The following is a 24,816-nucleotide window of genomic DNA, read 5'->3' as shown; positions in this document are numbered from 1 at the left end:
GTAGGCGAGCACCCTTAAAGCGATTTTTGTGGTTGTAATTCGCTTCCAACTTTTCGTTTAGATGGGCGTCGAAAAGGTTTAAAAGCAGGCCACTCCAAAGTTCCCCGGTGGTGTTTATGGAAACGGTTTTTCAGAACGAGATCATCAGGGAGATTCTAACCAAGTACAGGAGGATATGGGCAATAGGCCACGCCCAGAGCGTGCTCGGCTGGGACATGGAGGTCAACATGCCCAGGGAGGGGATACTCGAGCGCTCCGTTGCGCAGGGCGAGCTTTCGGTTCTGGGCCAGGAGTTCCTCCTCAAACCGGACTTCGTCGAGCTCGTCGAGAAGGCCAAGGGAATAGAAAACCTCAACGAGTACGAGCGCGGTGTCGTCAGGGTTCTCGACCGCTCGATAAGAATCAGCAGGGCCTTCCCGCCCGAGTTCCTCAGGGAGATGAGCGAGGTCACGAGCCAGGCGACGAAGGCCTGGGAGGAGGCGAAGAAGAGCGACGACTACTCCAAGTTTGAGCCCTGGCTCGACAAAATTATAGACCTCGCCAAGCGCGCCGCTGAGTACCTCGGCTACGAGGACGAGCCCTACGATGCCCTGCTGGACATGTTCGAGGAGGGCCTCACCACCAGGGAAGTCGAGAGGATGTTCGACAAACTCGAGAAGGAGCTAAAGCCCCTCCTTGAAAAGATAATGGAGGAGGGCAAGGTTCCGAGGGAGCACCCCCTCGAGAAGGAGAAGTATGAGAGAGCCCAGATGGAGAAGGTCAACCTCTGGATTCTCCAGAAGTTTGGCTTCCCGCTCGGCGTCCGTTCCCGCCTGGACGTCTCCGCCCACCCGTTCACGACCGAGTTCGGAATCAGGGACGTGAGGATAACCACCAGATACGAGGGCTACGACTTCAGGAGGACGATACTGAGCACCGTCCACGAGTTCGGACATGCCCTCTACGAGCTCCAGCAGGACGAGAGGTTCATGTTCAGCCCCATAGCCGGTGGCGTCTCCCTTGGAATCCACGAGAGCCAGAGCAGGTTCTGGGAGAACATCATCGGACGCTCAAGGGAGTTCGCGGGGCTAATCTACCCCGTCCTGAAGGAGAACCTGCCCTTCATGGCCAACTACACGCCGGAGGACGTCTACCTGTACTTCAACATCGTTCGCCCGGACTTCATCAGGACTGAAGCAGATGTCGTCACCTACAACTTCCACATACTCCTCCGCTTCAAGCTTGAGAGAATGATGCTCAACGAGGGCGTCAAGGCCAGGGATTTACCGGAGCTCTGGAACGAGGAGATGGAGAAGCTTCTCGGCATAAGGCCGAAGACCTACGCGGAGGGAATCCTTCAGGACATCCACTGGGCGCACGGAACGATAGGCTACTTCCCGACCTACAGCATCGGAACGCTCCTCGCGAGCCAGCTTTACTACCATATGAAGAAGGACATCCCGGACTTAGAAGACAAGGTTGCAAGGGCCGAGTTCGAACCGATAAAGGCCTGGCTGAGGGAGAAGATACACCGCTGGGGAAGCATCTACCCGCCGAAGGAGCTGTTAAAGAAGGCCATCGGCGAGGAGCTGAACCCGGACTACTTCATCAGGTGGGTGAAGGAGAGGTATCTTTGAGTCTTTCCTCAACTTCCTCTTTTTGCTTTTTGTGGTTCAAAGAAATCGAAAACCGGGCTACTACTCCAACGGTTCCCCAATCCACGCTACTGGCTCGACCTCTATCGCGACCACGCCGTACTTCTTCTCCTTCTCCTCGGAATAAAAGCGCCTGTAGACCTTAACGCCCTCCTCGATGTTCTTCACTCCCGGCAGGACGTTCTCAAGGCCCTCCTTCTCCAGCATCTCCCTGAAGGACGAATAAACCCTCAGGTCCTTCACGACGCAGACGAGCCTGTTCTCGAAGACTATCTCGTCGCCCGGCTTTATGGCCTGCCTCTTCTCGTCGTACAGGCGACCCTCAATTTTCTTTTTTCCCTCTGCTATCGCCCTCAGGTACTCCTCCTGAAGGCCCATCTTCCAGCGTCTCAAACGACCACCCCCTAATCAGCGACCTCAAATTTGAGCACCTCTCCCCTGCCGAGGACGCCAACGCCCGCTTTCTTCCCGAGGACCTCGATGGCAAGGGTCCAGTCGGGGTCGGTGAGGTTTACCCTGAGGCCGTAAGCCCTCACGATGGCCCCGCCGATTTTCCTCTCGAGCTCCATCCCCTTCAGCTTTTTGTTTCCCCTCACCCTCGCCCTGACCGCGAAGGTCCCGGTTTTGTCCCTCATGAGCTCGAGGGCAGCGGCCTCGATCCCCTCGGGCGAAGCCTGAACGATGAGATCGAGGGGAACAACCCTCTGGATCGCCTGGGTCTCGAACCTCTTGAGCCTCTCTATCGCTTCACTTTTCGGAAGGGAACTTTCCACCACGAGAAGTCCCCTCCAGTCCGTCCCCCGGACTCGAACTCTATCGAGGGCCCATTCCAGCTCGAGGATGGCATCGCCCTCCCTTCCCGGTGGACAGGTAACGATAAGGACAACCATTTCAGCTCACCGGTGGACAAACTTTTATATCCCAACCGACAAATTAATCCGGGTGGTTTAAATGGAGAGCGAGGAACTTAAAGTTTATCCCGTTCAGAGCTACGAGATCTACGGCCTCTCAAGGAATCCCTTTGAACAGCTCGCGAGCGAGGGGATAGAGGACGTTGAGGCGATTCACGTTTATCAGGAGGTCGATATGAAGCTTTCCATGATAATCTCTGAGGTGATAGGAAACAAGAGCTCAATAGCGATGAGCATAGTCGGTCCCCTTGGAATGGGAAAGACCCAGAGGCTCAAGAGCATCGCAAGAGCGATAGAGAGGGAAGGGGGTAAGGCGATATACGTTAAGGTCGATACCAACGACATCCTCAAGCTCACCCGCGACATCTTCTATGCCCTCAAGCCCCCGAGGAGCAGGACGAACATCTTCCTTGAAAATCTATCGAGAAAGCTCGGATTCATCGACAGGCTTGAGAAGATGCTGAGCGACACGAAGGAGTACAAGAGCAGGGACATAGCGGAGCTCCTCGTCCAGCAGCTCAAAAAGTACCCCTACTCTGCCCTTCTTCTCGACGAGCTCGAGAACATGCAGGGTGCCAGAGAGCAGGAGAAGATACAGTTCTTCGAGATGCTCAGGCACGTGATAAGCACGATGCCCCCGGGCTGCATCGTTGCCTTCGCCTCGGTTCCAGAGGCCTACGAGGAGTACTCCAGGATCTTCCCGGCATTCTTCATGCGCCTCCACTACGAGTTTAAGTTGAGACCCATGAGCGTTGAGGAAACCTTTGAGCTCGTGAAGAAGAGGCTCAACAGGGTTAGAATAAGGGACACCGACGATCCAATCTACCCCTTCACCGACGAGGCGATAAGGCTAATCCACGATCTCGCGAAGGGTAACCCGAGGCAGATCCTGAGGCTGCTCCACTACGTCCTCAGCGAGGCCGCGAAGCGCGCCTTCGACCCAATAGACGAGCTGGTCGTTAGCACCATCCTTGAGGAGCCCAAGAGCCTCGAGGAGTACCTCAGAAGGGTTCCGAAGGACTACCGCGATCTCGTGAAGGTCATCGTCGAGAAGTTCAACGGCGGACCGGTGAGCTACATAAGCGTTGCCAAAGAACTCAAGAAGCCAGCGAATCAGGTCTACGAGGCACTGAACAAGCTCGTCACGATAGGGTTCCTCGTCGGTGACCCCGGAGGAAACTACAAGGTGCCCCACTACGTCAGGAAGTTCCTCGAGGAGAAGGAGGAGTGAGGCTTGCCGAACTACGACGTTCACGTCCTGAGCGGGGTGATCACGTACCCCTTAGCGGTGCTCGTGGGCCAGGTCCTGAGGGTTTACCTTAACGTTCCCCTGAAGCTCACGCCCATCGCGCTCGTTCTAGGCTACGCCTTCTACGTCCTCGGAAGCGACCTCCCGGACATGGATCATCCGGACGCGCTGATCCACAGGGGAACCAAGCCGATAGTCAGCGTTGCCGTCGGGAGCGCGGTCTTCCTCTGGGCCAACAAGGCGATAAGCCTCAACCCGGAGTGGCTCAATCCAGTTGGGGCGTGGCTCGTGGGGGCCCTCGCGGGGGTTCTCGCGTGGTACCTCTTCACGGCCCTGATGCCGAAGCACAGGGGAATAGTTCATTCTCTCCTCTTCGCGGCCGTCTACGGGTTCCTCGCCTTCGTCCTCGTCGGGTACGGGCTGAAGTTGAGCATCGGGGAGGGGCTCTACGTTGGCCTCGCGGCCTTCCTCGGCTACACGCTTCACCTGCTCCTCGACGGGTCGATAAAGCTCGTTTAATTTTACCCACTTTTGGGCAACAACCCTTTTAAATAACCCACGTTAGGAAAGCGCGGAGGTGGGAGAGATGTTCAGCCTTGGAGGATTTTCACGCGGTGGCGAGTACGAGAAAAAGCTCTGGGACGTTCTCATCATCGGAGCGGGCCCAGCGGGCTTTACGGCGGCAATATACGCCAAGCGCTTCGGCCTCGACACCCTGATCATCAGCAAGGATCTGGGAGGAAACATGGCGCTGACCGACCTGATCGAGAACTACCCCGGCTTCCCCGAGGGAATCAGCGGTTCCGAGCTGACCGCGAGGATGCACGAGCAGGTCAAGAAGCTCGGCGTTGATGTGGTCTTCGACGAGGTCGAGAGGATTGACCCAGCGGAGTGCGCCTACTACGAAGGCCCGTGCAAGTTCACCGTAAAGACCAAGAACGGCAAGGAGTACCGCGCGAGGACGATAATAATAGCCGTTGGAGCCTCGCCCAGGAAGCTCAAGGTTCCGGGCGAGGAAGAGCTCACCGGAAAGGGCGTTTCCTACTGTGCCACCTGCGACGGCCCGCTCTTCAAGGGCAAGAAGGTCATCGTCGTCGGCGGTGGAAACACCGCTTTACAGGAGGCCCTCTACCTCAAGAGCATCGGCGTTGATGTAACGCTCGTCCACAGGAGGCAGAAGTTCAGGGCGGATAAGATACTGCAGGACCGCTTCAAGGAGAGCGGAATTCCGGCGATACTAGATACCGTCGTCACCGAGATAATAGGGAAGGACAGGGTCGAAGGGGTAAGGCTGAAGAACGTCAAGACCGGCGAGGAGAAAGAGATGAAGGTCGACGGAGTCTTCATCTTCATCGGCTACGAGCCGAAGACGGACTTCGTTAAGCACCTCGGCATAACCGACGACTACGGCTACATCCCGGTTGACATGTACATGCGCACCAAGGTTCCGGGCATCTTCGCGGCCGGAGACATAACCAACGTCTTCAAGCAGATTGCAGTCGCGGTCGGCCAGGGAGCGATAGCGGCAAATTCCGCCAAGGAGTTCCTCGAGAAGTGGGCCGAGAAGAACGGGGAGTGACTTCACAACAATCTTGCTTGATAATGATGCAAATCCTTTTAATTACTTCTCCTTTACAATCTATGTGGTGGAGAATATATGCCAAGTCATAAACTCCACAGAAAATGGGCTGAAGAATGTGGTATAAACGGTGATTTAGCCAATGAAGTTGATAGAATTATCGATGACATGAGCCATCATGATTCAGTTAAAGTTATGATAACCAATATGATAGCGATGGAAGCAGTAGTCAGATTAATCAGAGGAAACTCCCCTGAGGATATTAAAGAGAGCCTCCTCAGATTGTCCAAAATGTTTCCAAATAATGTTAGAAAATACGCCAAAATATTGTTTACAGATAGAGATACAACTGGTATGAAAGTTATTAAGGAAATATACGACACCTATGGAGTGGAAGGACTTAAAGCAGCGATATTACACGTTGTTCTGGATTACATTGAACAGCTCTATCTCAGGGGATATGATATAGATGAGATAAAAAGAAGAATAGGACTTAGAGGATTATTATGGGGAGCTTCTGAAAGAAAAGGAGAACGAATATCCTATCTCCTCGAGGAAGCCGGATTCAAAGAGTGTATAACTCGTAACATCGAAATAATACTTAGAGATATAAAGTTCTCGAAACCCCCATCAAAAGCCATGGAAAAAGACTTAAAAGTGCATCAAAAAGTCCTAAATTATCTCAAATCCAGAGATATCGTAGCGATTGTTATAAATGGCTTTGTGTATTCTCTTGTACCGGGAGTAAGGCGGCTAAATTCCATATTAAAAAAACAAGGCATTGTGAGGGTAGGGTTGGTTAAGAGAAAACACCGTTTCAAAGAGAAAATCCTAGTTGGTATGCCTACGGACATGTTCTACAACGAGGAGCACTATAAACCGATTCCATTCATAGACCTCCTAAAGAAGTATGACCCAGAAGAAGGGTGGAATTGGAAAATGGAGTATGGACGCGGCAAAGGAAGGGTAATATATTTTTATAGAGAAAGGGAGATCAAAAGTTTAGAGGAGATAGTTAGCAGTTTGTATATTGACGATTTCCCCTTCTAATTTTGTTTTAAAGAGATCCGTATGAACACTAACCAATACTGATTTCCTGATTTTCGAAAAACTTTCGGTCAAAGATGTTCATCATTGAGCATAGAGTTATATAGCCGAACGTCGAGCTTCGGGCGGTGATCAACATGGTGGTTAGACCGAACGTTAAAGAGTTTCCCGGACCCAGGGCGAGGGAGGTAATAGAGAGGAACTTCAAGTACCTCGCCATGACCACCCAGGACCCCGAGAACCTTCCGATAGTCATCGAGCGCGGTGAGGGAATAAGGGTTTACGACGTTGACGGAAACGTCTTCTACGACTTCGCGAGCGGTGTTGGAGTTATAAACGTCGGCCACGCCCACCCGCGCGTCGTCGAGGCGATAAAGAAGCAGGCCGAGAAGTTCACCCACTACTCGCTCACCGACTTCTTCTACGAGAACGCCGTCGTTTTAGCTGAGAAGCTCATCGAGCTCGCTCCGGGTGACTTCGAGAAGAAAGTTGTCTACAGCAACAGCGGTGCCGAGGCCAACGAGGCCGCTATGAAGCTCGTCAAGTACGGGACCGGAAGGAAGCAGTTCCTGGCGTTTTACCACGCCTTCCACGGAAGGACCCAGGCCGTTCTGAGCCTTACCGCCAGCAAGTGGGTCCAGCAGGACGGCTTCTTCCCGACCATGCCGGGCGTCACCCACATACCCTACCCGAACCCCTACAGGAACACCTGGGGAATCGACGGTTACGACGAGCCGGACGAGCTCATAAACAGGGTTCTCGACTTCATAGAGGAGTACGTCTTCAGGCACGTTCCGCCCCACGAGGTTGGAGCTATATTCTTCGAGCCGATACAGGGTGAAGGCGGTTACGTCGTCCCGCCGAAGAACTTCTTCAAGGAGCTCAAGAAGTTCGCCGACGAGTACGGAATCCTCCTGGCGGACGACGAGGTTCAGATGGGCATAGGCAGGACTGGCAAGTTCTGGGCCATCGAGCACTTCGGAGTCGAGCCCGACCTCATCCAGTTCGGTAAGGCCATCGGCGGTGGACTTCCGCTCGCTGGTGTCGTCCACAGGAAGGAGATAAGCTTCGACAAGCCCGGAAGGCACGCGACCACCTTCGGTGGCAACCCCGTTGCCATCGCGGCCGGAATAGAGGTTGTCGAGATTGTCAAGGAGCTCCTCCCACACGTCCAAGAGGTTGGAAACTACCTCCACAAGATACTCGAGGAGCTCAAGGAGAACTACGAGGTCATCGGAGACGCTCGCGGTCTCGGTCTGGCCCAGGCCGTCGAGATCGTCAAGAGCAAGGACACCAAGGAGAAGTACCCCGAGCTCAGGGACAGGATCGTTGGAGAGGCGGCGAAGCGCGGTCTCGTTCTGCTCGGCTGCGGCGACAACAGCATACGCTTCATCCCGCCGCTCATCGTCACCAAGGAAGAGATAGACGTCGCGATGGAGATATTCGAGGAGGCTTTGAAGGCCGCCCTGAAGTGAGACCCCTACCCCTTTCCTTTCGTTTCTGGGAAAAGGATTTAAGGCGAAAGCTTTACTCCACCCGGGATGGAATATGGACGTAAACCCGCTCTGGCTCAAGGCCTTCATACTCCTCGTTCTCGCGGCGTATCTGGGCTTTCTGATCAGGAACAGGGAAAACTTCAACGTTGGAAGCAACATGCTCCTGTCGGCCATCTCCTTCTCGTTTGCACTCTCGCTGGGCCTCTCGCTCATAAGGGAGAACGGTATGGACATGAGCTACGCCGGGTTGATATTCTCCAGCCTCACGTTCGGCTGGATTGGCGGAATCGCTGGATCCTTTGGCATAGCAGTGGCGGCCTACTCTATGGGGGCCAACCTTCAAGAGGTCGTTCTCTGCCTCGTTCTCTGCTCCTCCGCCAGCGCGGTCGCAGGTGGACTGGCCAAAAGGGGCCCGGAGTTCTCAACGCTTCTCGTGGGCTCTGTGCTCGCGGGAATAACGATCCTGGGTGGCAGTTACGCGTACCTCATGATAAAGGGAGCAACCGACATTCTGGCCATCCTCGCCCCAAAAACCGTCTCGATCGTAACGGGTGTTGTTCTGGGAACGGGAACGGCGTTCTACGTGAAAAAACTGGAGGACTGGCCGGAGCCAATAGAGAGAAAGAAGTGATCAGAGCTTCCTTATCTCTTCCCAGACCTCTTCCTCGACGATGAGGGGCTCGATGGAGATCCTCTTTGAGGCCTTCCTGACCTGTCCGAGGTAGCGGGAGTCAGCTATAACCGCGTCGTACTCAAGCTCCTTTATGATGTAAACCGGAAGGTCGAGCACGTCTATGAGCTCGCCCATAACCTCAACGAAGCCCGGGCCAGCCAAGAGGATGTCCGGGTTAACGCCCTCCTCCCTAAGCTCCTGGGAGGCCCTCTCGATGAGCTCAAGCATCTCCTCCTTACTTGGCATTCCTCGCCCCCTCCACGATTCTCACGCCGCTCGAGGTGCCTATCCTGTTTGCCCCGGCCTCGATCATGGCTAAGGCCTGCTCGTACGTCCTTATCCCTCCGGCCGCTTTAACTCCCATCTCGGGGCCGACGACCTTCCTCATCAGCCTGACGTCCTCGACCGTCGCCCCACCGGTTCCGAAGCCTGTCGAGGTCTTCACGAAGTCCGCTCCGGCCTCTTTGGCCAGCTCGCAGGCCTTCACCTTCTCCTCCTCGGTCAGATAGCAGGTCTCGATTATGACCTTGACCTTCGCGCCCCTCTCGTGGGCGACCTTGACGACCTCAGCTATGTCCCTCTTAACGTAGTCGTAGTCCTTATCCTTGAGGGCGCCTATGTTGATGACCATGTCGAGCTCATCGGCGCCGTCCTCGAGGGCTCTCTTGGCCTCAAAGACCTTGACCTCCGTTGGAGTCGCACCGAGGGGGAAGCCTATGACGCTCGCGACCTTGACATCGGCGTTCTTCTCGCGCAGGTAGTCCTTGGCGAGCTTAACCCTGTAGGGATTCACGCAGACGGCGTAGAAGCCGTACTGGATCGCCTCCTCGCAGAGCCTGATGATGTCCTCCCTGGTAGCGTAGGGCTTGAGGTTCGTGTGGTCAATATACTTCGCTATGTCCATCCCCCACCACCCAATAGATGTGAGGGCTTGGGGTATATAGCGGTTTTGCTACGGCTCAACGTGTCTTCTCAGCGTTTCGAGGAAGTCCCTCTCAAGATCCGGGTCCCCGAAATCGGGCTTTGCAGAGCCGGTTATTATCTTCCAGAGAACCTCAACGGCGTTTTCCCAGCCTTCATCCAGTCTCTTTCCAGGTTTTATGGGATTCCTGAGGACGTGCCACCGCCCCGTTCTTCCAGAGTACACCGCTATCCTCGGAATGTACTCAAGATCCATGAATGTGTTGTCGAGGGTGAGCTCTATACGCAGATCGTCCAGCTCAACGAAACCCTCCGTGAGGAGCAGCTCCCTAAACTCATGCCACTTCACTATTGCCACCGTATGCGATTGGAATAACCTCAAAAAACTTTGTCCCAACCTTCATAAGGGCGGAGGCGTTAATGGAAGGGGTGATCCCATGCTCACGGAGGGGGAACTCCAGAGGTACGACAGGCAGATAATGATGATCGGGACGGAGGGACAGGAGAGACTGAAGAACAGCACCGTCGCGATTGTCGGCGTCGGCGGCCTCGGGTCACCGGTCGCGCTCTACCTTACGGCGGCGGGGGTGGGCAGGTTAATACTCATCGATCCCGAGAAACCCGAGCTGAGCAACCTCAACAGACAGCTGCTCCACTGGGAGGAGGACCTTGGAAAGAGGCCCAAACCGCTATCGGCAAAGTGGAAGCTTGAACGCTTCAATTCGGACGTGGAGATAGTTGCCAGACCCGTGAAACTTACGGAGGAGAACATCGACGAGGTTCTCGGCGAGGCCCACGTCATAGTTGACTGCCTTGACAGCTTTGAGGCACGCTTCCTCCTGGACGATTACGCGAAGAGAACCGGAAAGCCGCTCGTGCACGGGGCAGTTGAGGGCACCTACGGACAGGTGACGACGATACTGCCGGGAAAGACGAAAACGCTCAGGGAGATCTTCCCGAGGGTGAAGGAAAAGAAGGGAAAGTTCCCGATAATCGGGCCAACCGCCGGCGTCGTCGGGTCGATTCAGGCCATGGAGGTCATAAAGCTGATAACGGGCCTTGGAGAGCCGCTCCTCAACAGGCTCCTGATAATCGATCTAGCCCACAACGTCTACGAGCTCGTTGAGCTGTAGGAGCGAATCACCGCGAAGGTCTCCACTATTTTTCCCCTCTGAACCAGCCTGAAGGTCCCGCCCGAGGCATCGGTGTACGTCGTGGAAACCACGAAGCCGACCTCTATTCTTCCCCTCACCGGCCGGAGGTTATGAAATACCACTTCCACCCTGCCGAGGGTCACCGAAACTTCTGAACCCTCTGGGGCACCCACAGCCGACTTTATCAGCTCCTCAAAGGCGTTTTTGCTCGTGCACTGGAGAACGTAGTATTCGCCGGCAGTTACCCGGCAGCTCCCCTCCCTCGAAGCTTCGAGTGCCAGGGAGAGGGGGTTTGATTTAAAGGTCTTCCTAATGACGTCAAAGCCTTCTTGGCCACTGTGGAACTCCTTCCATTCGCCGAAGGAATAGACCCTCGCAACGTCTCCCGAGAGGATTATCCTCGTGAAGACCCTGGCCCCTGCTGGCTTCGTCAGAACGGTCATGTTCACGTCCATTCTTTCGTTTGAGAGATCGTAGAAGGCAGTCGAGTTCGAGAAGACCGAGACGTTCTCGACCCTCACAACGCCCCGGCCCTCTATCCTCACGGTGGAGTTGATCGTCGTGTTCACGAGGGCCAGATACGAGGAGATCCCCGAGAGGGACCGGATGAGCTCATCGAGGTAGTCGGGGGTCGTGGTTGTGGTCATCGTCGAGGAGGTCTCAAGGGGGGAAGAGGTGGAAGAGGTAGCGGATCGGGACGACGAAGTGGACGTGAATGAAACCGTTGACGGGGTACTGGAAGGGGTAGTGGACGGCTGAGATGAGCCTTGAGAGTTTCCGGAACCGGTCAGACAGCCCGATGCGAAAACGATGAGAATCAGAGCAACGGCTATGAGCTTGCCCCTCACCTTATCACCCATTAAACCTCACCCCCAACCTCAAAAACGTTGCGGGCAAGTACTTAAAGGGGAGGAACGAATCAAAGACGGTGGTGGACGTGAAAGTTCGGATCACCCGGGAGGCCTTCAGCGTTGACGAGGCCATAAAGCTCGTGGAGACGGACGAGGCCGGGGGGTACGTTGTTTTCCTCGGAAAGGTCAGGAACGAGAACAGGGGCAGAAGGGTGTTAAAGCTGATCTACGAGGCGTACGAGGAAATGGCCCTGAAGGAGATGGAGAAGATCAGGAAGGAGGCCCTTGAGAAGTTTCCAATACTGGACATCCTGATATGGCATCGCGTCGGGGAGCTGGAGGTCGGTGAGGATACCATCCTGATAGTTGCCAGCGGCAAACACAGGGGAGAGGCCTTCGATGCGTGCCGCTGGGCCATAGACGAGGTCAAGAAAAGGGTTCCAGTGTGGAAGAAAGAGGTCACCGAGGAGGGCACCTTCTGGATTGAGGGGGAGAATTACCACAAAGCTTAGTTTTCCACTTTTTGCTGACTACTTTCAGTGGTGTGCGAAATCTGCATAGAAAAAGTATATAACCGTTGGGCGCGTACCATTCTACGGTGGTGTTGATGGAGGAGATCGCGAAGGTTGGGACCATAGTTACCCAGGAGATCAAACCGAGGGCTGAAGAAATAGTCGTTGGAAAGCCCCCCTGGAGCGAAACGCCCCACGCCGGAAGCGTTGAGAGGCTCATCCTCCAGCTCGGTGCCGGTAAGGGAAGGTTCAATGAACTCTACGGGATTCCACGCTCAATAGGATGCCTCGGAAACAACAGCTTCATCCTAAGAAGGAGAAAGCTCGAGAGGGAGGAGATAGAGAAGATCCTCAGGGACTTCAAGTCCATGGGCGGAACCGAGGTCTGGATCACCAACTACGACTCCCCCGAGGAGCTCAACGAGGCAGTTGAGATGGCCTTCAGGGTCGGCATCGAGGAGATAAGGGCGGTCTTCCTCTTTGAGGACGTTGAGAAAATCCGCCCGATCGACGGTGTGGAGTACATAGCGGAGCTCGAATACGACCCCGAGGCCATAATCTCCGCCGCCATGAGGCTCTGGATCCGGGGCGTTCTGGTTCTGGTAACTCCCGATAGGGTGAACGAGGCAAAGGAGTTCATCCAGAAGGTTAAAGGAGACGGTGACTTCAAGGCGTACATAGACGTTCTCTACCCGAGATCCCTCAGGTACCTTGACTTCAACACGATAGAGCTCAGGAAGATAAACAACCCGACCACGAGCAAGTACCACGACTGTCTGGCCGGCACCGTTGCGGTCAGCGCCGATGGCTTCGTCCTTCCGTGCCCGCTCCTCAGGAACATGGTCGTAGGTGACCTCAGGGAAAAGAGCTTCAAGTGGATCGTTGGAAAGAGCAAAAAGCTCAGGGAGTTCTGGACAATGACGAAGGACAAGGTGGAGGGCTGTTCAACCTGCCCGCTGAGGTACATCTGCCACGACTGCAGGGCCCTTGAGTACCAGGCCAGCGGTGACATCAGGGGGATCGAGTACTGTCCATTGCTCTAAAACTCGAGTATTGAGCGATAGCCCTTGCCGTCCTTTCTTACCATCCTCCTGAACCTCTGCTTGGGGTAGAGGTTCTTTATGTCCTCAAGGAGGTCGAAGTACTCAATGCCAAGCTGCTCCACGTAACTGCTGAACTCGAAGAGCTTCTGGGCCAGGTCCTCCTTGGAGGAAAAGTACCACTCGAGGAGATACCCCCTGCCAAGGAGCACGCCGACGTTTATCTCGTAATCCTTGAACTTCTCAAGGACCTCCTCGTTTAGCTCGCTCGTTATTCCAGTCACACCCCGGTCGTGCTCCGTGTTCTCGATGGTTGCCATGTAACCGAGCAAAATGCCCCTGTGCTGGAGCGTTCTGATCATAAAGCGTACCGTTGGCCTGCTCTTCCCAAGCTCCCTCGCTATTTCCGAGAGGGGTGTCCTTGCGTCCCACTTGAGGATGTCCATCAAGATGGCGTACTGGTACGGAAGGTTCCACTCCCCGAAGTTGTCGTCGCCGGAGGGGGGATAAGCCCGAACCTCGTAGTACTCGTAATCGTCGGAGTACTTCTCCATGACCTGATCGAGAAGATCCACCTGTTCCTTGGGGACGTAAACTATCGCCGTGATTCCATTCTTGAAGCCGAACATCGCGGTGATGTCGACGATGAAGGGGTTTTGTTTCATCCTCAGGGCGACCTCACGTAGTCGCTCCCTGGGGACTGAGAGGTAAGCGATGTAGCTTTTCAGGCCGAGCTTTTTGATATCGTATATGGCGTTAACGAAGACGTACTTGCCGTAATACTTGTCATAGATTCGAGTGAGCCTGTGATAGTCCAGCCCCTCAAGTTGGGCTATCTTCTTCAGGCTTTCAAGGGGGTACTTACTCAACAACTCAACGAGCAGTTCTATCTCATCAGGATTGACATCCTGCATGCTCGATCACGAAAAAGTTAAATCGATGGGCATTAAATCTTTATCGGTGATGAAAGATGGTGAAGATAGAAGTGGTTGACGTTGAAAAGCCCGAGGGAGTGGAGGTCATCATCGGACAAGGCAACTTCTCTATATTCACGGTCGATGACCTTGCCAGGGCCCTTCTCACGGCCGTTCCGGGAATAAAGTTCGGAATAGCCATGAACGAAGCAAAACCGCAGCTCACGCGCTACACCGGAAACGACAAGGAGCTTGAGGAGTTGGCAGCGAAGAACGCCGTGAAAATCGGCGCGGGGCACGTCTTCGTGATCCTCATGAAGAACGCCTTCCCGATTAACGTCCTGAACACCGTCAAGAACCACCCCGCGGTGGCAATGGTTTATGGGGCCAGTGAGAACCCGTTCCAGGTCATCGTCGCAGAGACCGACCTCGGACGGAGCGTCCTCGGCATAGTGGACGGCAAAGCGGCGAACAAGATAGAGACCGAGGAGCAGAAGAGGGAGCGCAGGGAGCTCGTTGAGAAGATAGGGTACACGATTGACTAAACCTTTTAACGCCCCTTTCCCTCTATTCTTCGGTGGTTGAATGAGGCTCGCCTTTATTACCTCCAATCCCGGCAAAGTTGAGGAGGCCAAAAAATACTTCGAACCGCTCGGCGTTGAAGTATACCAGCTCTCCATCGCCTACCCTGAGATACAGGCGGATACCCTCGAGGAGGTCGCAGAATACGGGGCAGAGTGGCTGGCCGAAAGAACGGAGGGGCCCTTTTTCCTCGACGACTCAGGTCTCTTCGTAGAGGCACTCAAGGGCTTCCCCGGTGTTTACTCCGCCTACGTTTACAAGACCCTTGGCTACAATGGAATCCTCAAGCTCCTTGAGGGCGAAAGCAACAGAAGAGCTTACTTCAAGAGCGTCATCGCTTACTGGGACGGTGAGCTTCACATCTTCACCGGCAGGGTAGACGGTGAGATAACAGAAGAAGCCCGGGGAAGCGGCGGCTTTGGGTTCGATCCCATATTTAAGCCGGAGGGCTTTGACAGAACTTTTGCCGAAATGACAACGGAGGAGAAGAACGAGATCTCCCACAGGGGAAGGGCCCTGAGGGCCTTTGCCACTTGGCTCAAAGAAAACCTTAAATAACAAAGGGCGACCAAGATACAAAGGTTTAAGTTGTACGGATGACGGGGAGGGTAAGGGAATGCCCGGACTGCTCGATGACATAGACATGAAGTTGCTCGAAGAGTTAAGGAAGAACGCCAGGGAGAACATAGCGGCCCTGAGCAAAAAGATCGGCATACCGAGGACAACCGTGCACTACAGGATAAAGAAGCTCGTCGAGGAGGGAGTTATAGAGAAGTTCACCATAAAGCCCAACTACAAGAAGCTCGACCTCGGTACAACCGCCTTCATACTGGCAAGGTACGACCCCGAATCGGGGATAAACCAGAGGGAAGTGGCCAAACGCGTTGCAACGCTCGACGGGGTTTACGAGGTGCACATAATCACCGGAGAATGGGATCTGCTGATAAAGGTCAGGGCAAAGAACTCGGAGGAGATAGGAAAGATCGTCATCGATAAACTAAGGGAGATAAAGGGAATCGGTCAAACGGTCACGATGGTTTCGTTCGTCTCGGTCAAGGAGGAGATCTGAAGAAGAGGGCGATGATTGGCGTTCTCCTTTCTGATTTTATGATGACGCGAGGTTTTCTGAGCCCTTTCGAAAGATTTATAAAAGATACCTTGAAACGGTGACCAGTGGGCAAAAACCACCTTTCTTGGAGGTGTTCGCAGTGGAGATGAAGTTCGAGATACCCGTATGCACCTCATGCGGAAAGGAGATAACCCCTAGGGAGCACGCCACCCACTTCGTCTGCCCGAACTGCGGCGAAGCTATCATCTGGCGCTGCGAATCCTGCAGGGTTTTGAGCGTCCCATACAAGTGCCCCAAGTGCGGATGGGAGGGGCCGTGAATTAGGAGGTGGAAAAGATGAGCGACTACAATATGGTTGCGGTTGTTAAGGTCATGCCGACCGACCCCGAGGTCAACCTCGACGAGCTCGAGGCAAAGCTCAAGGAGGCTCTTCCCGAGAAGTTCGGCCTGGCAAAGGTCGAGCGCGAGCCCATAGCCTTCGGTCTCGTCGCCCTCAAGTTCTACGTCCTAGCTAAGGACGAAGAAGGTTACGACCTCGACCAGGTTCTCGAGGCCTTCAGGCAGGTTGAGAACGTCGAGAGCGCCGAGGTCGAGACCGTTTCGAGGATTTGAGGGCTTTGCCCTCTTCATCTGCTTATTAAACATTCTTGCCCTTCTATTGGTGTACCAAATATAACATCTATAGATTCTGAACTCGTATGCAACGGACAGATTGAGAGAAGAACAGAGGGCTCAAAGCCCCAAACTCAGGCTCAGCTTCGGCCTCTTCCACTCGTCGAGTATCGAGCGGAGCTCCTCGTTTTCCACCTTCGCGTAAAGCTCGTCGAAGCGAGCCTTGGCTTCCTCGTCTCCGGCGCGCCAGCGCGCCAGCTCGGCTATCGCCCTGAAGAAATGCCTTGTGTCGTCCTCGAAGAGCTCGGCAAAGGCCTCCATGTTCTTTGCTATCGTGTCGTAGGCGTTCTCGTTGAACAGCCCCTCGATGAAGTCAACCAGCGTGTCGAAAACGACGCCGAATATATCATCGCTCACGTTGATTGCCTTGAGCAGGGCCTCGCGGAGGGCCTTGAAGGCTTTGTCGTAGTCTTCCCTGCCAGCGTGAATCTCGGCCTCGACAAGCTTGGCGTTTATCTCAATCTCGTCGTCGCGCGGATTCCTGAGGACTTCCTTAATCAGCGCCTCGGCGATGTCGTAGTCCCCGAGCTCGTAGTGGAAGTGCGCCAAGTCGAGGAGGCTTATGAGCCTGTTCTTCTCGTCGTTTATGCGCTCGAATATCTCTCTCGCACGCTCCATCAGCTCTATGGCCTTCTCGGTCTCGCCGAGCTCGTCGTAGTTCACCGCGAGGTTCGCCAAGGTCAGTGCTATCTCCCTGTCGTTCTTCAGGACGTTCTCCTCGTGCTCGAGGAGTTTCTGGTAAGTCTCTATCGCCTTCTCGGGCATTCCGAAGTGCTCGTAGGCATCGGCGAGGTAGTAGAGCGCCGTCGCGTACTCCTCGGGGTCGTCCTTCTTCCTCTCAACGACCTGCTTGTAGAGCTCTATCGCGCTCTCGACGTCGTCGAGGTGAGCGTAAACGTGTCCAATCTCGTGGAGCAGGTCGTAGGGGTCGTCGCACTGAACCGCCACTTCCCCGAGCCTCTTGAGCTCTTCCCTGAGCTCCTCCTCGGTCTCTATCGAGTCGATGTAATCGTCAAAGAGCTCGAGCAGTTTCTCGCAGTCCTTCTCGCCCAAAGCTTTCTCCCACTCTTCTTTGACATCCATTTCACATCACCGCCCTTCGGTTGGCCGAACGGGTTAAAAAGATATGGTCAACACCCTGGTGTCTAAACGTCGAATTTTGTGACATGATACTGTCTAAATGACCAATATTCGTCACTATTCGTTCTCTTCACTATCCCCGTCGTCAGTGTGGTAGTCACATGTTCATAGACAATCCTCCAATCTCGTCCAGCGGCCCAATTGTTCGCCTTAATGTTGCACAAACGACCGACGGTTCAAGGGGAATGGTTATATCTTCCATCGCCGTTTTCGCAGTTGGATAATTTATCCAGGTGGTTTGGATGGAGACGGTAAAGCGTGACATCATTCAGGAGTACGCTGGCTGGAGCAGTCTGGACGTTCTCGAGAATGCGAACCGCTACCCTGGTCCGACCGGCTTCTTCGCCTACGTGATGGAGGAATCCCTGAAGGAGAGCATCTCGCTCGTCCCAAAGGAGGGCAGGGAGGCGCACTTCTCTGGAGACATTTACATCCACAAGCTCCCCTACAGCCTCTACATCCCCTACTGCACAGGCCACAGCACCGCGAGGCTACTCGAAAAGGGTCTCAAGACGCCTACGATTGTCTCCCGGCCGGCCAGGCACTTCGACACCTACGTCGACCACATAGCGAACTACCTCATTACTATGCAGCACTACTTCAGCGGTGCCCAGGCTTTGAGCTCGGTCGAGTGGTACGCTGGGCCGTTCATAAGGAAAGAAAGCCTGGACAGGCGTAAAATCAGACAGCAGATTCAAAGGCTGGTTTACAACCTCAACTACCCCACGAGAATAGGCCTTCAAACTCCCTTCACCAACTTCACCGTAACGCTCGACGCTCCCAAAAAGATGCTCGAGGGCGACCACGCGGTTTACGCTGGAGAGAAGGTCGAACCGCTCGGCGAGTACGAGAGGGAAGCCAAAGAGTTCTTCATAGCCTTAACCGAGGTTCTCCGCGAGGGGGACGCGCTCGGCCAGCCCTTCACCTTCCCGATTCCGACGCTGATGGTCACTGCCAAGATGCTCTGGGACGACCCCGAGGTATTTGAGGAGGTCTTCGGGACGGCGTCGAAGCGCGGGAGCTTCTACTGGCTGAACACGAACGTCGTTGACCCGGACGCGAGCTACGCGATGTGTCTGTATGAGAACGAGAATGTTCTTTACCGTGCTAACGGCGATATTGGAGTTGCACCCATACAGGAGCTTTTCGAGCGCTTTGCCGGTGAGTTGGAGTCCAGAGAGGATGATGGAGCAGAATGGTATGGAGTGAGAGATACTGTGGAGGTTCTTGCCGTTGACCCGAAGGGTGAAAAAGTTGAATGGAAACCTATTAAACGGTTCCTGAAAAAGGAGTATGGGAAAGCCATCAGAGTGCATCTTTCTGATGGGAGAAGCTTTGTGGTATCCCCAGACCATCCAATTCCCGTATTGGTCAAGTATGACAACAGTGTCAGACTCATGAAGGCTGAAGAGTTAGCCAAGCGTTCTCTCGGCGGATATGCATATCGCATACCGGTAGTTTTGACTGAGATTGAAGGAGAAAAGGCAAAGCTTCAGCTCGAAGATGGGCGTGAAATCGATGTCAACGAGGACTTTGGATACTTCATGGGGCTGTTCTATGGCGACGGGACGTTTATAAGAAGCTCGGACATGGCCAGAAGAACCCGCGAGGAGAAGCACAGGGAAGGATATTATCTCAGTGGAATACAGTTCTCCATAAACAGTGCGGAAAAGGACGTGAAGGAATTCCTCGTGCAGTTCTCGATAAACGTCCTTGGAAGAGAACCTAAAGTAAAGAGGGACCCGCGTTGGGAGAGTTTAACCTACGTGAGAATATACGATGCTTACCTCGCAAGGGCACTCTATGATGAAGGTGTAAGCGGGTTAAGTCATGAGAAGAGGATTCCCGGAGTAATCTGGCGTGCTCCGGCAAAGGTGAGAAGGGCCTTCCTGAAGGGCCTCTTGCACAGCGACGGCTATTGGAGAAAGGGTGCTTGGGAGCTCCACATAAAGAACAGGGAGCTTGCCGAGGGTGTCCTAACACTCTCGGCAATAACGGGAATCTCTGCCTACTTCAGAGAGAATCGCGATGGTTCTGTTGTCGTCTACTTCCCGGGTAGCTGGGGAGAGGAGATAGGGCGCCCTAGTGAGGCAGTAAAGCACCGTGTGAGTGGAAACCTTGCGTGGGTTACAGTCTTAGAGGCAGAGGAGATAGAAGTTGGGGGAACTTTCTATGACGTGGAGGTTGAGGGTATTCACTACTTCACCCACAGCTCTGGAGTTGTTACCCACAACTGTTGCAGGATTGCCATCGACAAGACGGAGATGGCCTTTGCCTTCGGTGTCTCCGAGAAGAGCGCCGAGGAGGAAGCGCTGGAGAGGCTTGAAAGGGGGCGCTTCGGCGGACTCTGGGCGATGCCCGACGTCACCGGCTCGGTGAACGTAACAACGGTAAACCTCCCCAAGCTCGCCCTTAAGGCCGGAGGAGACGACGATAAGTTCTGGGAGGAGTACGAGAGGGTTCTCGAGGTCGTGAGAAGAACAACGGACTGGTTCAGGGAGCGCTACGTGAGGCTTATCACCGCCTACCGGCACATGTACAGCATGATTCACCTCTACCTTGAGGAGTTTCCGGGGAGCCACTTCAACACCGTCGGAATCCTCGGCCTTCCGGAAGCGGCCTCGATTTACCTCAACGAGCCGAAGCTCTGGGAGGAGGGGACGAGGAAGGACTGGCTGAGAGCGGCGGAGCTGATGAAGGAGATGGTGGAGTTCGCAACTGTAAAGGCAAGGGAGTGGATGAAGGAAACCGGAACGCCCTGGAACGTGGAAGAGGTGCCCGGTGAAAGCGCCGCGGCGAAGCTCGCCATAAAGGACCTCCGCGAGTTCCCGGAGCTGAAAGAGTACCTCAGCGACCCGGAGAACCCCATTTACTCGACCAGCGTGGCGCCCTACTACGGCTCTCTGGAGCTGGCCGACAGGATAAGGGTTGAGGAGAAGATCCAGAGGAGCTTCACCGGGGGAGTGATGATGCACATCTTCCTCGGCGAAGAGCCGGACCCCGGGGCCCTGGCAAAGCTCACGAAGAGGCTCATGAGAACGGAACTCGTCTACTGGAGCTATACTCCCGCAATAACCGTCTGCAACGACTGCAACTACTCAACGACGGGCCTGCACACCCACTGCCCGCGCTGTGGAAGCAAGAACGTCGAGATATGGAGCAGAATAATCGGCTACTACAGACCACTCAAGAACTGGAACCCCTTTAGGAAGAAGGAGTTCTGGACGAGGAGGCACTACTCCTCCTGATTCCTTTTCTGGAGGTGTTTTCATGCTCTCGAGCGGATGGAAGAGCGTCAGCATGGTCGATGTGCACGGGAAGGTTACCTTCACGCTCTGGCTCTGCGGGTGTAATCTGAGATGCCCCTTCTGCCACAACTGGCGCATCGCTGAGGGTCTCGACTGCTTCTCCCTCAACAGAAAAGCCCTCCTCGACGAGCTTGAGGCGAGCGCGTTTCTCATTGACTACTTCCACGTCACAGGGGGCGAACCGCTGATGCAGTGGCGAGAGCTTAGCTCTCTCTTCGCGGAGGTTAAGCTCCTAGACGTTCCGGTAAGCCTCAACACGAACCTAACACTCGTAAGGCCCCTTGAAAAGCTCCTGAAGGCTGACCTGGTGGACCATATAGCGACTGACCTCAAGGCTCCTCCGGCACTATACGGTCTCCCCGAAAAGCCCGCGGAAAAGCTCTGGATGCTCTTCCTGAAGGGCCTTGAAGTTGTTTCGGACTACGGAATCCCTCTCGAACTCAGAATTCCTGTGGCGAGGGGCTTTGACGCGTGGCCTTACATGGAGAAAGGCTTGAAGAGAGTTGAAACGGACTTCTACGTTGTCCTGAACCCTCTCGTTGGAAAGCCCCTGACGAACCCGCGGGATGAGAAATGGTGCTCGGAACACTGCTGGCCGAACGGGGAAGTCGAGGCGCTCAGGGAAAGACTTGAGGAGCGCGGAATTGATGTTCACGTCAACAGGTTTGGAACACCAATGACACCAAGCTCCGAGGGAACATGACCGAAAAATTTATAAATAGGCCAAAGGAATGATAACGCGGAAGCACTTAAGGTTACTAAAAGACCTCATCCCGTAAAAAAGAAAAAGGAAGGGGGTGAGGGGAGATGGCCCAGCTCGCCGGACAGCCGGTCGTTATTCTGCCCGAGGGAACCCAGAGGTACGTCGGAAGGGACGCCCAGAGGCTCAACATCCTCGCCGCGAGGATTGTCGCCGAGACCATAAGGACCACCCTCGGTCCGAAGGGTATGGACAAGATGCTCGTTGACAGCCTTGGCGACATCGTCATCACCAACGACGGTGCAACGATTCTCGACGAGATGGACATCCAGCACCCCGCTGCCAAGATGATGGTTGAGGTTGCCAAGACCCAGGACAAGGAGGCCGGTGATGGAACCACTACCGCCGTTGTCATCGCCGGTGAGCTCCTCAAGAAGGCTGAAGAATTGCTCGACCAGAACATTCACCCGAGCATAATCATCAAGGGTTACGCTCTCGCCGCCGAGAAGGCCCAGGAGATCCTTGAGAACATCGCCAAGGAGGTCAGCCCGGACGACGTTGAGACCCTCAAGAAGGCCGCCGTTACTGCCATAACCGGTAAGGCCGCCGAGGAGGAGCGCGAGTACCTCGCTAACATCGCCGTCGAGGCCGTCAGGCAGGTCGCCGAGAAGGTCGGCGACAAGTACAAGGTCGACCTCGACAACATCAAGTTCGAGAAGAAGGAGGGAGCGAGCGTTAGGGAGACCCAGCTCATCAAGGGTGTCGTCATCGACAAGGAGGTCGTCCACCCCGGCATGCCGAAGAGGGTTGAGAACGCCAAGATCGCGCTCATCAACGACGCTCTGGAAGTTAAGGAGACCGAGACCGACGCCGAGATAAGGATTACCAGCCCGGAGCAGCTCCAGGCCTTCCTCGAGCAGGAGGAGCGCATGCTCCGCGAGATGGTCGACAAGATTAAGGAGGTTGGAGCGAACGTCGTCTTCGTCCAGAAGGGCATCGACGACCTGGCCCAGCACTACCTCGCCAAGTACGGCATAATGGCCGTCAGGCGCGTCAAGAAGAGCGACATGGAGAAGCTCGCCAAGGCCACCGGTGCCAAGATCGTCACCAACGTCCGCGACCTGACTCCTGAGGACCTCGGTGAGGCCGAGCTCGTCGAGCAGAGGAAGGTTGCCGGCGAGAACATGATATTCGTTGAAGGCTGCAAGAACCCGAAGGCGGTAACCATACTCATCAGGGGCGGTACTGAGCACGTTGTTGACGAGGTCGAGAGGGCCCTTGAGGACGCCGTCAAGGTCGTCAAGGACATCGTCGAGGACGGCAAGATACTCCCGGCCGGCGGTGCCCCGGAGATTGAGCTCGCCATCAGGCTCGACGAGTACGCCAAGGAAGTCGGTGGCAAGGAGCAGCTCGCCATTGAGGCCTTCGCCGAGGCCCTCAAGGTCATACCGAGGACCCTCGCTGAGAACGCTGGACTCGACCCGGTCGAGACCCTCGTGAAGGTCATCGCCGCCCACAAGGAGAAGGGTCCGACCATCGGTGTCGACGTCTTCGAGGGCGAGCCGGCCGACATGATGGAGAAGGGAGTCATCGCCCCGCTCCGCGTCCCGAAGCAGGCCATCAAGAGCGCCAGCGAAGCTGCCATAATGATACTCAGAATCGACGACGTCATCGCCGCCAGCAAGCTCGAGAAGGACAAGGAGGGCAAGGGCGGAAGCGAGGACTTCGGTAGCGACCTCGACTGAAGGCTTTGATTCTTCCCTTTAACTTCCAAAACCCTTTTTAGCTCCGCGAGAACTCTTCTCGTATGCTCGCCGTTGAGGCTCAAGGCCTTTCGAAGTTCTACGGTTCAAAGGTGGCCCTCGAGGGCGTTTCCTTCTCGATTAGCGAGGGCGAGGTAGTCGGCGTAATCGGGCCGAACGGTGCCGGAAAAACAACGCTGATACGAATTCTAACGTGCCTCTTGAAGCCAGACTCCGGGGAGGTCAGAGTTTTTGAAAGGAAGCCCTGCGAAGCGAAAGAGCTCTTTGCCCTCCTCCCGCAGGACGTTAAAGCCCACTTCTACACGCTCACTCCAAGGGACTACGTCTACCACTACCTCAGGATGCGAGGCCTTGGGCGAAGGGAGGCCCAAAAGAAGACCGAGAAGGCACTTGGGGAGTTCGAAATAAGCTACGCGAACGAGCCCGTCTCAACGCTCTCCGGGGGCATGATGCGGAAGGTTCTCCTCGCGATGGTTTTATCTGCCGACGCCAGACTTTACTTCCTCGACGAGCCGACCGTCGGCCTTGACGTGGAGAGCAGGCTCAAGCTCTGGGAAGTTCTCCGCGAGAGAGCCAAGGGGGCGACGATAGTTCTAACCAGCCACTACCTCAACGAGATATCGGGCGTCTGCGATAGAGTACTTCTCCTGCGGAACGGAAGGGTCGAGGCCTTCGGAAGGCCGGAGAAGATTGCGGGCGAATACCTAAGGGGGCTTCATTCAAAGGTCATCGCCTTTGGTGAGGTTCGCCTTGAGGGCTTCCTGACAAGAAAGGCCGGGAGGAACACCTACGTCTACACCCGCTCGAGGGCTGAGGAGAAGGAAGTCGTTGAGGCCCTCGAAAGGGCCGGTGTGCCCTTTAAAGTTGAAGAACTCACCATAGAGGACGTTTTTATTGCGGGTGGTCTCGATGATAGCTCTGATTGAGTACTACGCGAGGGCGCTCACGAGGGGCAGGTTCTCGCTCATCAGCTTCGCACTCCAGCCCCTTTCCTTCATCTTCATAGTCTACGTCGTCAGCGGGGGAATGTTCCTGAACACCGCCTTAGCCGGTGCGTTGGTGAGCTTCGTCGTGGGAGTGGGGGTAGCGGATCTGGCGATAGAACTGGTCGGGATGAAAACCCGCTCGCGCTTCTACGACATCATCATGAGTCTGCCGGGGAGCAGCTGGAGAAAGGCCCTCGGCATCTCCATCGGAATGAGCGTTCCGGCTTTGCCCTACGTCGTCCTGCTAACGGTGATACTCGCCTGGAGGCTCGGAGTTTGGGCGTTTCCAAGGATGCTAGTGGCTATAGTGGCCCTGTGGCTCTGGAGCGCTGGGATTGGCTTTCTGCTGGGCGTTAAAGGGAAAGAGCCGGTTCAGGTGATGAGGCTCTCGAACCTACTCGTTACCGGTCTGACTGTCTTTCCGCCGGTTTACTATCCCGCGAGCGTCCTTCCGAGATGGCTTGCAAAAATTCTGGCGTTTCTTCCGACGGTGAGCGCCTCCCAGGTTCTTTCTGGGACAGATGGGAGTATATCTCTCGTGATAACTCTCTTCTGGGGAGCTCTCGGCATGGCTTTCCTCATCAGGTTCGCGGGGCTTGAGGGGTGAGCTTTTAT

Annotated in this window: 28 protein-coding genes; 20 read left to right on the top strand and 8 right to left on the bottom strand. The window is 55.1% G+C overall.

Annotated elements, in window-relative coordinates; genetic code table 11:
* Positions 1 to 116: 116 nt before the first annotated feature.
* Entirely contained in the window at positions 117 to 1,616 is a 1,500-nt protein-coding gene (locus tag TAM4_RS08725) for a carboxypeptidase M32 (protein ID WP_014122876.1), read from the top strand.
* 60 nt (positions 1,617 to 1,676) lie between these two features.
* On the opposite strand, the gene TAM4_RS08720 is transcribed toward TAM4_RS08725, so the two are convergent.
* On the bottom strand, positions 1,677 to 2,027 hold the full coding sequence (locus TAM4_RS08720) for an ASCH domain-containing protein (RefSeq protein ID WP_014122875.1): 351 nt from the start codon (positions 2,025 to 2,027) through the stop codon (positions 1,677 to 1,679).
* An 11-nt stretch (positions 2,028 to 2,038) separates the two neighbouring features.
* Positions 2,039 to 2,524 (bottom strand): THUMP domain-containing protein, encoded by a 486-nt coding sequence (locus tag TAM4_RS08715; RefSeq protein ID WP_014122874.1) that lies wholly within the window; start codon positions 2,522 to 2,524, stop codon positions 2,039 to 2,041.
* Between the two features lie 61 nt (positions 2,525 to 2,585).
* On the opposite strand from TAM4_RS08715, the gene TAM4_RS08710 reads away from it, so the two are divergent.
* The 6 genes from TAM4_RS08710 (at position 2,586) to TAM4_RS08685 (ending at position 8,547) form a co-directional block, all read left to right on the top strand.
* A complete protein-coding gene (locus TAM4_RS08710; protein ID WP_014122873.1) occupies positions 2,586 to 3,776 on the top strand; it encodes an ATPase in 1,191 nt (396 codons plus the stop codon).
* A 3-nt stretch (positions 3,777 to 3,779) separates the two neighbouring features.
* Positions 3,780 to 4,313 carry a metal-dependent hydrolase gene (locus TAM4_RS08705; protein WP_014122872.1) on the top strand — a complete coding sequence of 178 codons (534 nt, stop codon included), beginning with the start codon at positions 3,780 to 3,782 and terminating at the stop codon, positions 4,311 to 4,313.
* A gap of 67 nt (positions 4,314 to 4,380) precedes the next feature.
* Positions 4,381 to 5,373: a thioredoxin-disulfide reductase gene (gene trxB, locus TAM4_RS08700; protein WP_014122871.1), complete on the top strand. Its 993-nt coding sequence runs from the start codon at positions 4,381 to 4,383 to the stop codon at positions 5,371 to 5,373.
* Positions 5,374 to 5,451: 78 nt separating this feature from the next.
* On the top strand, positions 5,452 to 6,423 hold the full coding sequence (locus TAM4_RS08695) for a hypothetical protein (protein ID WP_014122870.1): 972 nt from the start codon (positions 5,452 to 5,454) through the stop codon (positions 6,421 to 6,423).
* 134 nt (positions 6,424 to 6,557) lie between these two features.
* Entirely contained in the window at positions 6,558 to 7,895 is a 1,338-nt protein-coding gene (locus tag TAM4_RS08690) for an ornithine aminotransferase (RefSeq protein WP_014122869.1), read from the top strand.
* A gap of 73 nt (positions 7,896 to 7,968) precedes the next feature.
* Complete coding sequence (locus tag TAM4_RS08685; protein ID WP_014122868.1) at positions 7,969 to 8,547, top strand: hypothetical protein; 579 nt, start codon at positions 7,969 to 7,971, stop codon at positions 8,545 to 8,547.
* On the opposite strand, the gene TAM4_RS08680 is transcribed toward TAM4_RS08685, so the two are convergent.
* The 3 genes from TAM4_RS08680 to TAM4_RS08670 are packed head-to-tail and all read right to left on the bottom strand — an operon-like array spanning position 8,548 to position 9,859.
* The gene (locus tag TAM4_RS08680) at positions 8,548 to 8,835 is read right to left on the bottom strand and encodes a family 4B encapsulin nanocompartment shell protein (RefSeq protein ID WP_014122867.1); all 288 of its coding nucleotides are present in this window, start codon (positions 8,833 to 8,835) and stop codon (positions 8,548 to 8,550) included.
* Complete coding sequence (gene deoC / locus TAM4_RS08675; protein WP_014122866.1) at positions 8,825 to 9,493, bottom strand: deoxyribose-phosphate aldolase; 669 nt, start codon at positions 9,491 to 9,493, stop codon at positions 8,825 to 8,827. The genes TAM4_RS08680 and deoC overlap by 11 nt, the downstream gene beginning before the upstream one ends.
* A gap of 48 nt (positions 9,494 to 9,541) precedes the next feature.
* Positions 9,542 to 9,859 carry a hypothetical protein gene (locus TAM4_RS08670; protein ID WP_014122865.1) on the bottom strand — a complete coding sequence of 106 codons (318 nt, stop codon included), beginning with the start codon at positions 9,857 to 9,859 and terminating at the stop codon, positions 9,542 to 9,544.
* An 88-nt stretch (positions 9,860 to 9,947) separates the two neighbouring features.
* Here TAM4_RS08670 and TAM4_RS08665 point away from each other — a divergent pair, with 88 nt between their 5' ends.
* Positions 9,948 to 10,643 carry a ThiF family adenylyltransferase gene (locus TAM4_RS08665; RefSeq protein ID WP_014122864.1) on the top strand — a complete coding sequence of 232 codons (696 nt, stop codon included), beginning with the start codon at positions 9,948 to 9,950 and terminating at the stop codon, positions 10,641 to 10,643.
* On the opposite strand, the gene TAM4_RS08660 is transcribed toward TAM4_RS08665, so the two are convergent.
* On the bottom strand, positions 10,622 to 11,524 hold the full coding sequence (locus TAM4_RS08660; protein WP_048150465.1) for a hypothetical protein: 903 nt from the start codon (positions 11,522 to 11,524) through the stop codon (positions 10,622 to 10,624). The genes TAM4_RS08665 and TAM4_RS08660 overlap by 22 nt on opposite strands.
* Positions 11,525 to 11,601: 77 nt before the next feature.
* Between TAM4_RS08660 and TAM4_RS08655 the strand changes: the two genes are divergently transcribed.
* Complete coding sequence (locus TAM4_RS08655; protein ID WP_014122862.1) at positions 11,602 to 12,027, top strand: molybdenum cofactor biosynthesis protein MoaE; 426 nt, start codon at positions 11,602 to 11,604, stop codon at positions 12,025 to 12,027.
* A 95-nt stretch (positions 12,028 to 12,122) separates the two neighbouring features.
* Complete coding sequence (locus tag TAM4_RS08650; protein WP_014122861.1) at positions 12,123 to 13,070, top strand: SPASM domain-containing protein; 948 nt, start codon at positions 12,123 to 12,125, stop codon at positions 13,068 to 13,070.
* On the opposite strand, the gene TAM4_RS08645 is transcribed toward TAM4_RS08650, so the two are convergent.
* Positions 13,067 to 13,981 carry an Lrp/AsnC family transcriptional regulator gene (locus TAM4_RS08645; protein WP_014122860.1) on the bottom strand — a complete coding sequence of 305 codons (915 nt, stop codon included), beginning with the start codon at positions 13,979 to 13,981 and terminating at the stop codon, positions 13,067 to 13,069. The two genes, TAM4_RS08650 and TAM4_RS08645, sit on opposite strands and share 4 nt — an antisense overlap.
* Before the next feature lie 56 nt (positions 13,982 to 14,037).
* Between TAM4_RS08645 and TAM4_RS08640 the strand changes: the two genes are divergently transcribed.
* The 5 genes from TAM4_RS08640 (at position 14,038) to TAM4_RS08620 (ending at position 16,244) form a co-directional block, all read left to right on the top strand.
* Complete coding sequence (locus tag TAM4_RS08640) at positions 14,038 to 14,526, top strand: adenosine-specific kinase (RefSeq protein ID WP_014122859.1); 489 nt, start codon at positions 14,038 to 14,040, stop codon at positions 14,524 to 14,526.
* 40 nt (positions 14,527 to 14,566) lie between these two features.
* Complete coding sequence (locus tag TAM4_RS08635) at positions 14,567 to 15,121, top strand: XTP/dITP diphosphatase (RefSeq protein WP_014122858.1); 555 nt, start codon at positions 14,567 to 14,569, stop codon at positions 15,119 to 15,121.
* Between the two features lie 58 nt (positions 15,122 to 15,179).
* On the top strand, positions 15,180 to 15,632 hold the full coding sequence (locus TAM4_RS08630; protein ID WP_014122857.1) for an Lrp/AsnC family transcriptional regulator: 453 nt from the start codon (positions 15,180 to 15,182) through the stop codon (positions 15,630 to 15,632).
* A 145-nt stretch (positions 15,633 to 15,777) separates the two neighbouring features.
* Positions 15,778 to 15,951 carry a zinc finger domain-containing protein gene (locus tag TAM4_RS08625; protein WP_050003902.1) on the top strand — a complete coding sequence of 58 codons (174 nt, stop codon included), beginning with the start codon at positions 15,778 to 15,780 and terminating at the stop codon, positions 15,949 to 15,951.
* A gap of 17 nt (positions 15,952 to 15,968) precedes the next feature.
* The gene (locus TAM4_RS08620; RefSeq protein WP_014122855.1) at positions 15,969 to 16,244 is read left to right on the top strand and encodes an elongation factor 1-beta; all 276 of its coding nucleotides are present in this window, start codon (positions 15,969 to 15,971) and stop codon (positions 16,242 to 16,244) included.
* Positions 16,245 to 16,364: 120 nt separating this feature from the next.
* Here the strand turns inward: TAM4_RS08620 and TAM4_RS08615 are convergent, their stop codons facing one another.
* Positions 16,365 to 17,387: a lipopolysaccharide assembly protein LapB gene (locus TAM4_RS08615; RefSeq protein WP_014122854.1), complete on the bottom strand. Its 1,023-nt coding sequence runs from the start codon at positions 17,385 to 17,387 to the stop codon at positions 16,365 to 16,367.
* 299 nt (positions 17,388 to 17,686) lie between these two features.
* On the opposite strand from TAM4_RS08615, the gene TAM4_RS08610 reads away from it, so the two are divergent.
* The 5 genes from TAM4_RS08610 (at position 17,687) to TAM4_RS08590 (ending at position 24,808) form a co-directional block, all read left to right on the top strand.
* A complete protein-coding gene (locus TAM4_RS08610) occupies positions 17,687 to 20,692 on the top strand; it encodes an anaerobic ribonucleoside triphosphate reductase (RefSeq protein ID WP_014122853.1) in 3,006 nt (1,001 codons plus the stop codon).
* A gap of 22 nt (positions 20,693 to 20,714) precedes the next feature.
* On the top strand, positions 20,715 to 21,455 hold the full coding sequence (locus tag TAM4_RS08605; RefSeq protein ID WP_014122852.1) for an anaerobic ribonucleoside-triphosphate reductase activating protein: 741 nt from the start codon (positions 20,715 to 20,717) through the stop codon (positions 21,453 to 21,455).
* 104 nt (positions 21,456 to 21,559) lie between these two features.
* Positions 21,560 to 23,197 (top strand): thermosome subunit beta, encoded by a 1,638-nt coding sequence (gene thsB, locus TAM4_RS08600; protein WP_014122851.1) that lies wholly within the window; start codon positions 21,560 to 21,562, stop codon positions 23,195 to 23,197.
* Between the two features lie 62 nt (positions 23,198 to 23,259).
* The gene (locus tag TAM4_RS08595) at positions 23,260 to 24,141 is read left to right on the top strand and encodes an ABC transporter ATP-binding protein (protein WP_014122850.1); all 882 of its coding nucleotides are present in this window, start codon (positions 23,260 to 23,262) and stop codon (positions 24,139 to 24,141) included.
* Entirely contained in the window at positions 24,125 to 24,808 is a 684-nt protein-coding gene (locus TAM4_RS08590; RefSeq protein WP_014122849.1) for a multidrug transporter, read from the top strand. Before TAM4_RS08595 ends, TAM4_RS08590 begins: the two co-directional genes overlap by 17 nt.
* Positions 24,809 to 24,816: the final 8 nt, after the last annotated feature.

This window comes from Thermococcus sp. AM4, assembly GCF_000151205.2.
Taxonomy (GTDB): domain Archaea; phylum Methanobacteriota_B; class Thermococci; order Thermococcales; family Thermococcaceae; genus Thermococcus.
This window is presented reverse-complemented; position numbering and strand designations above follow the sequence as displayed.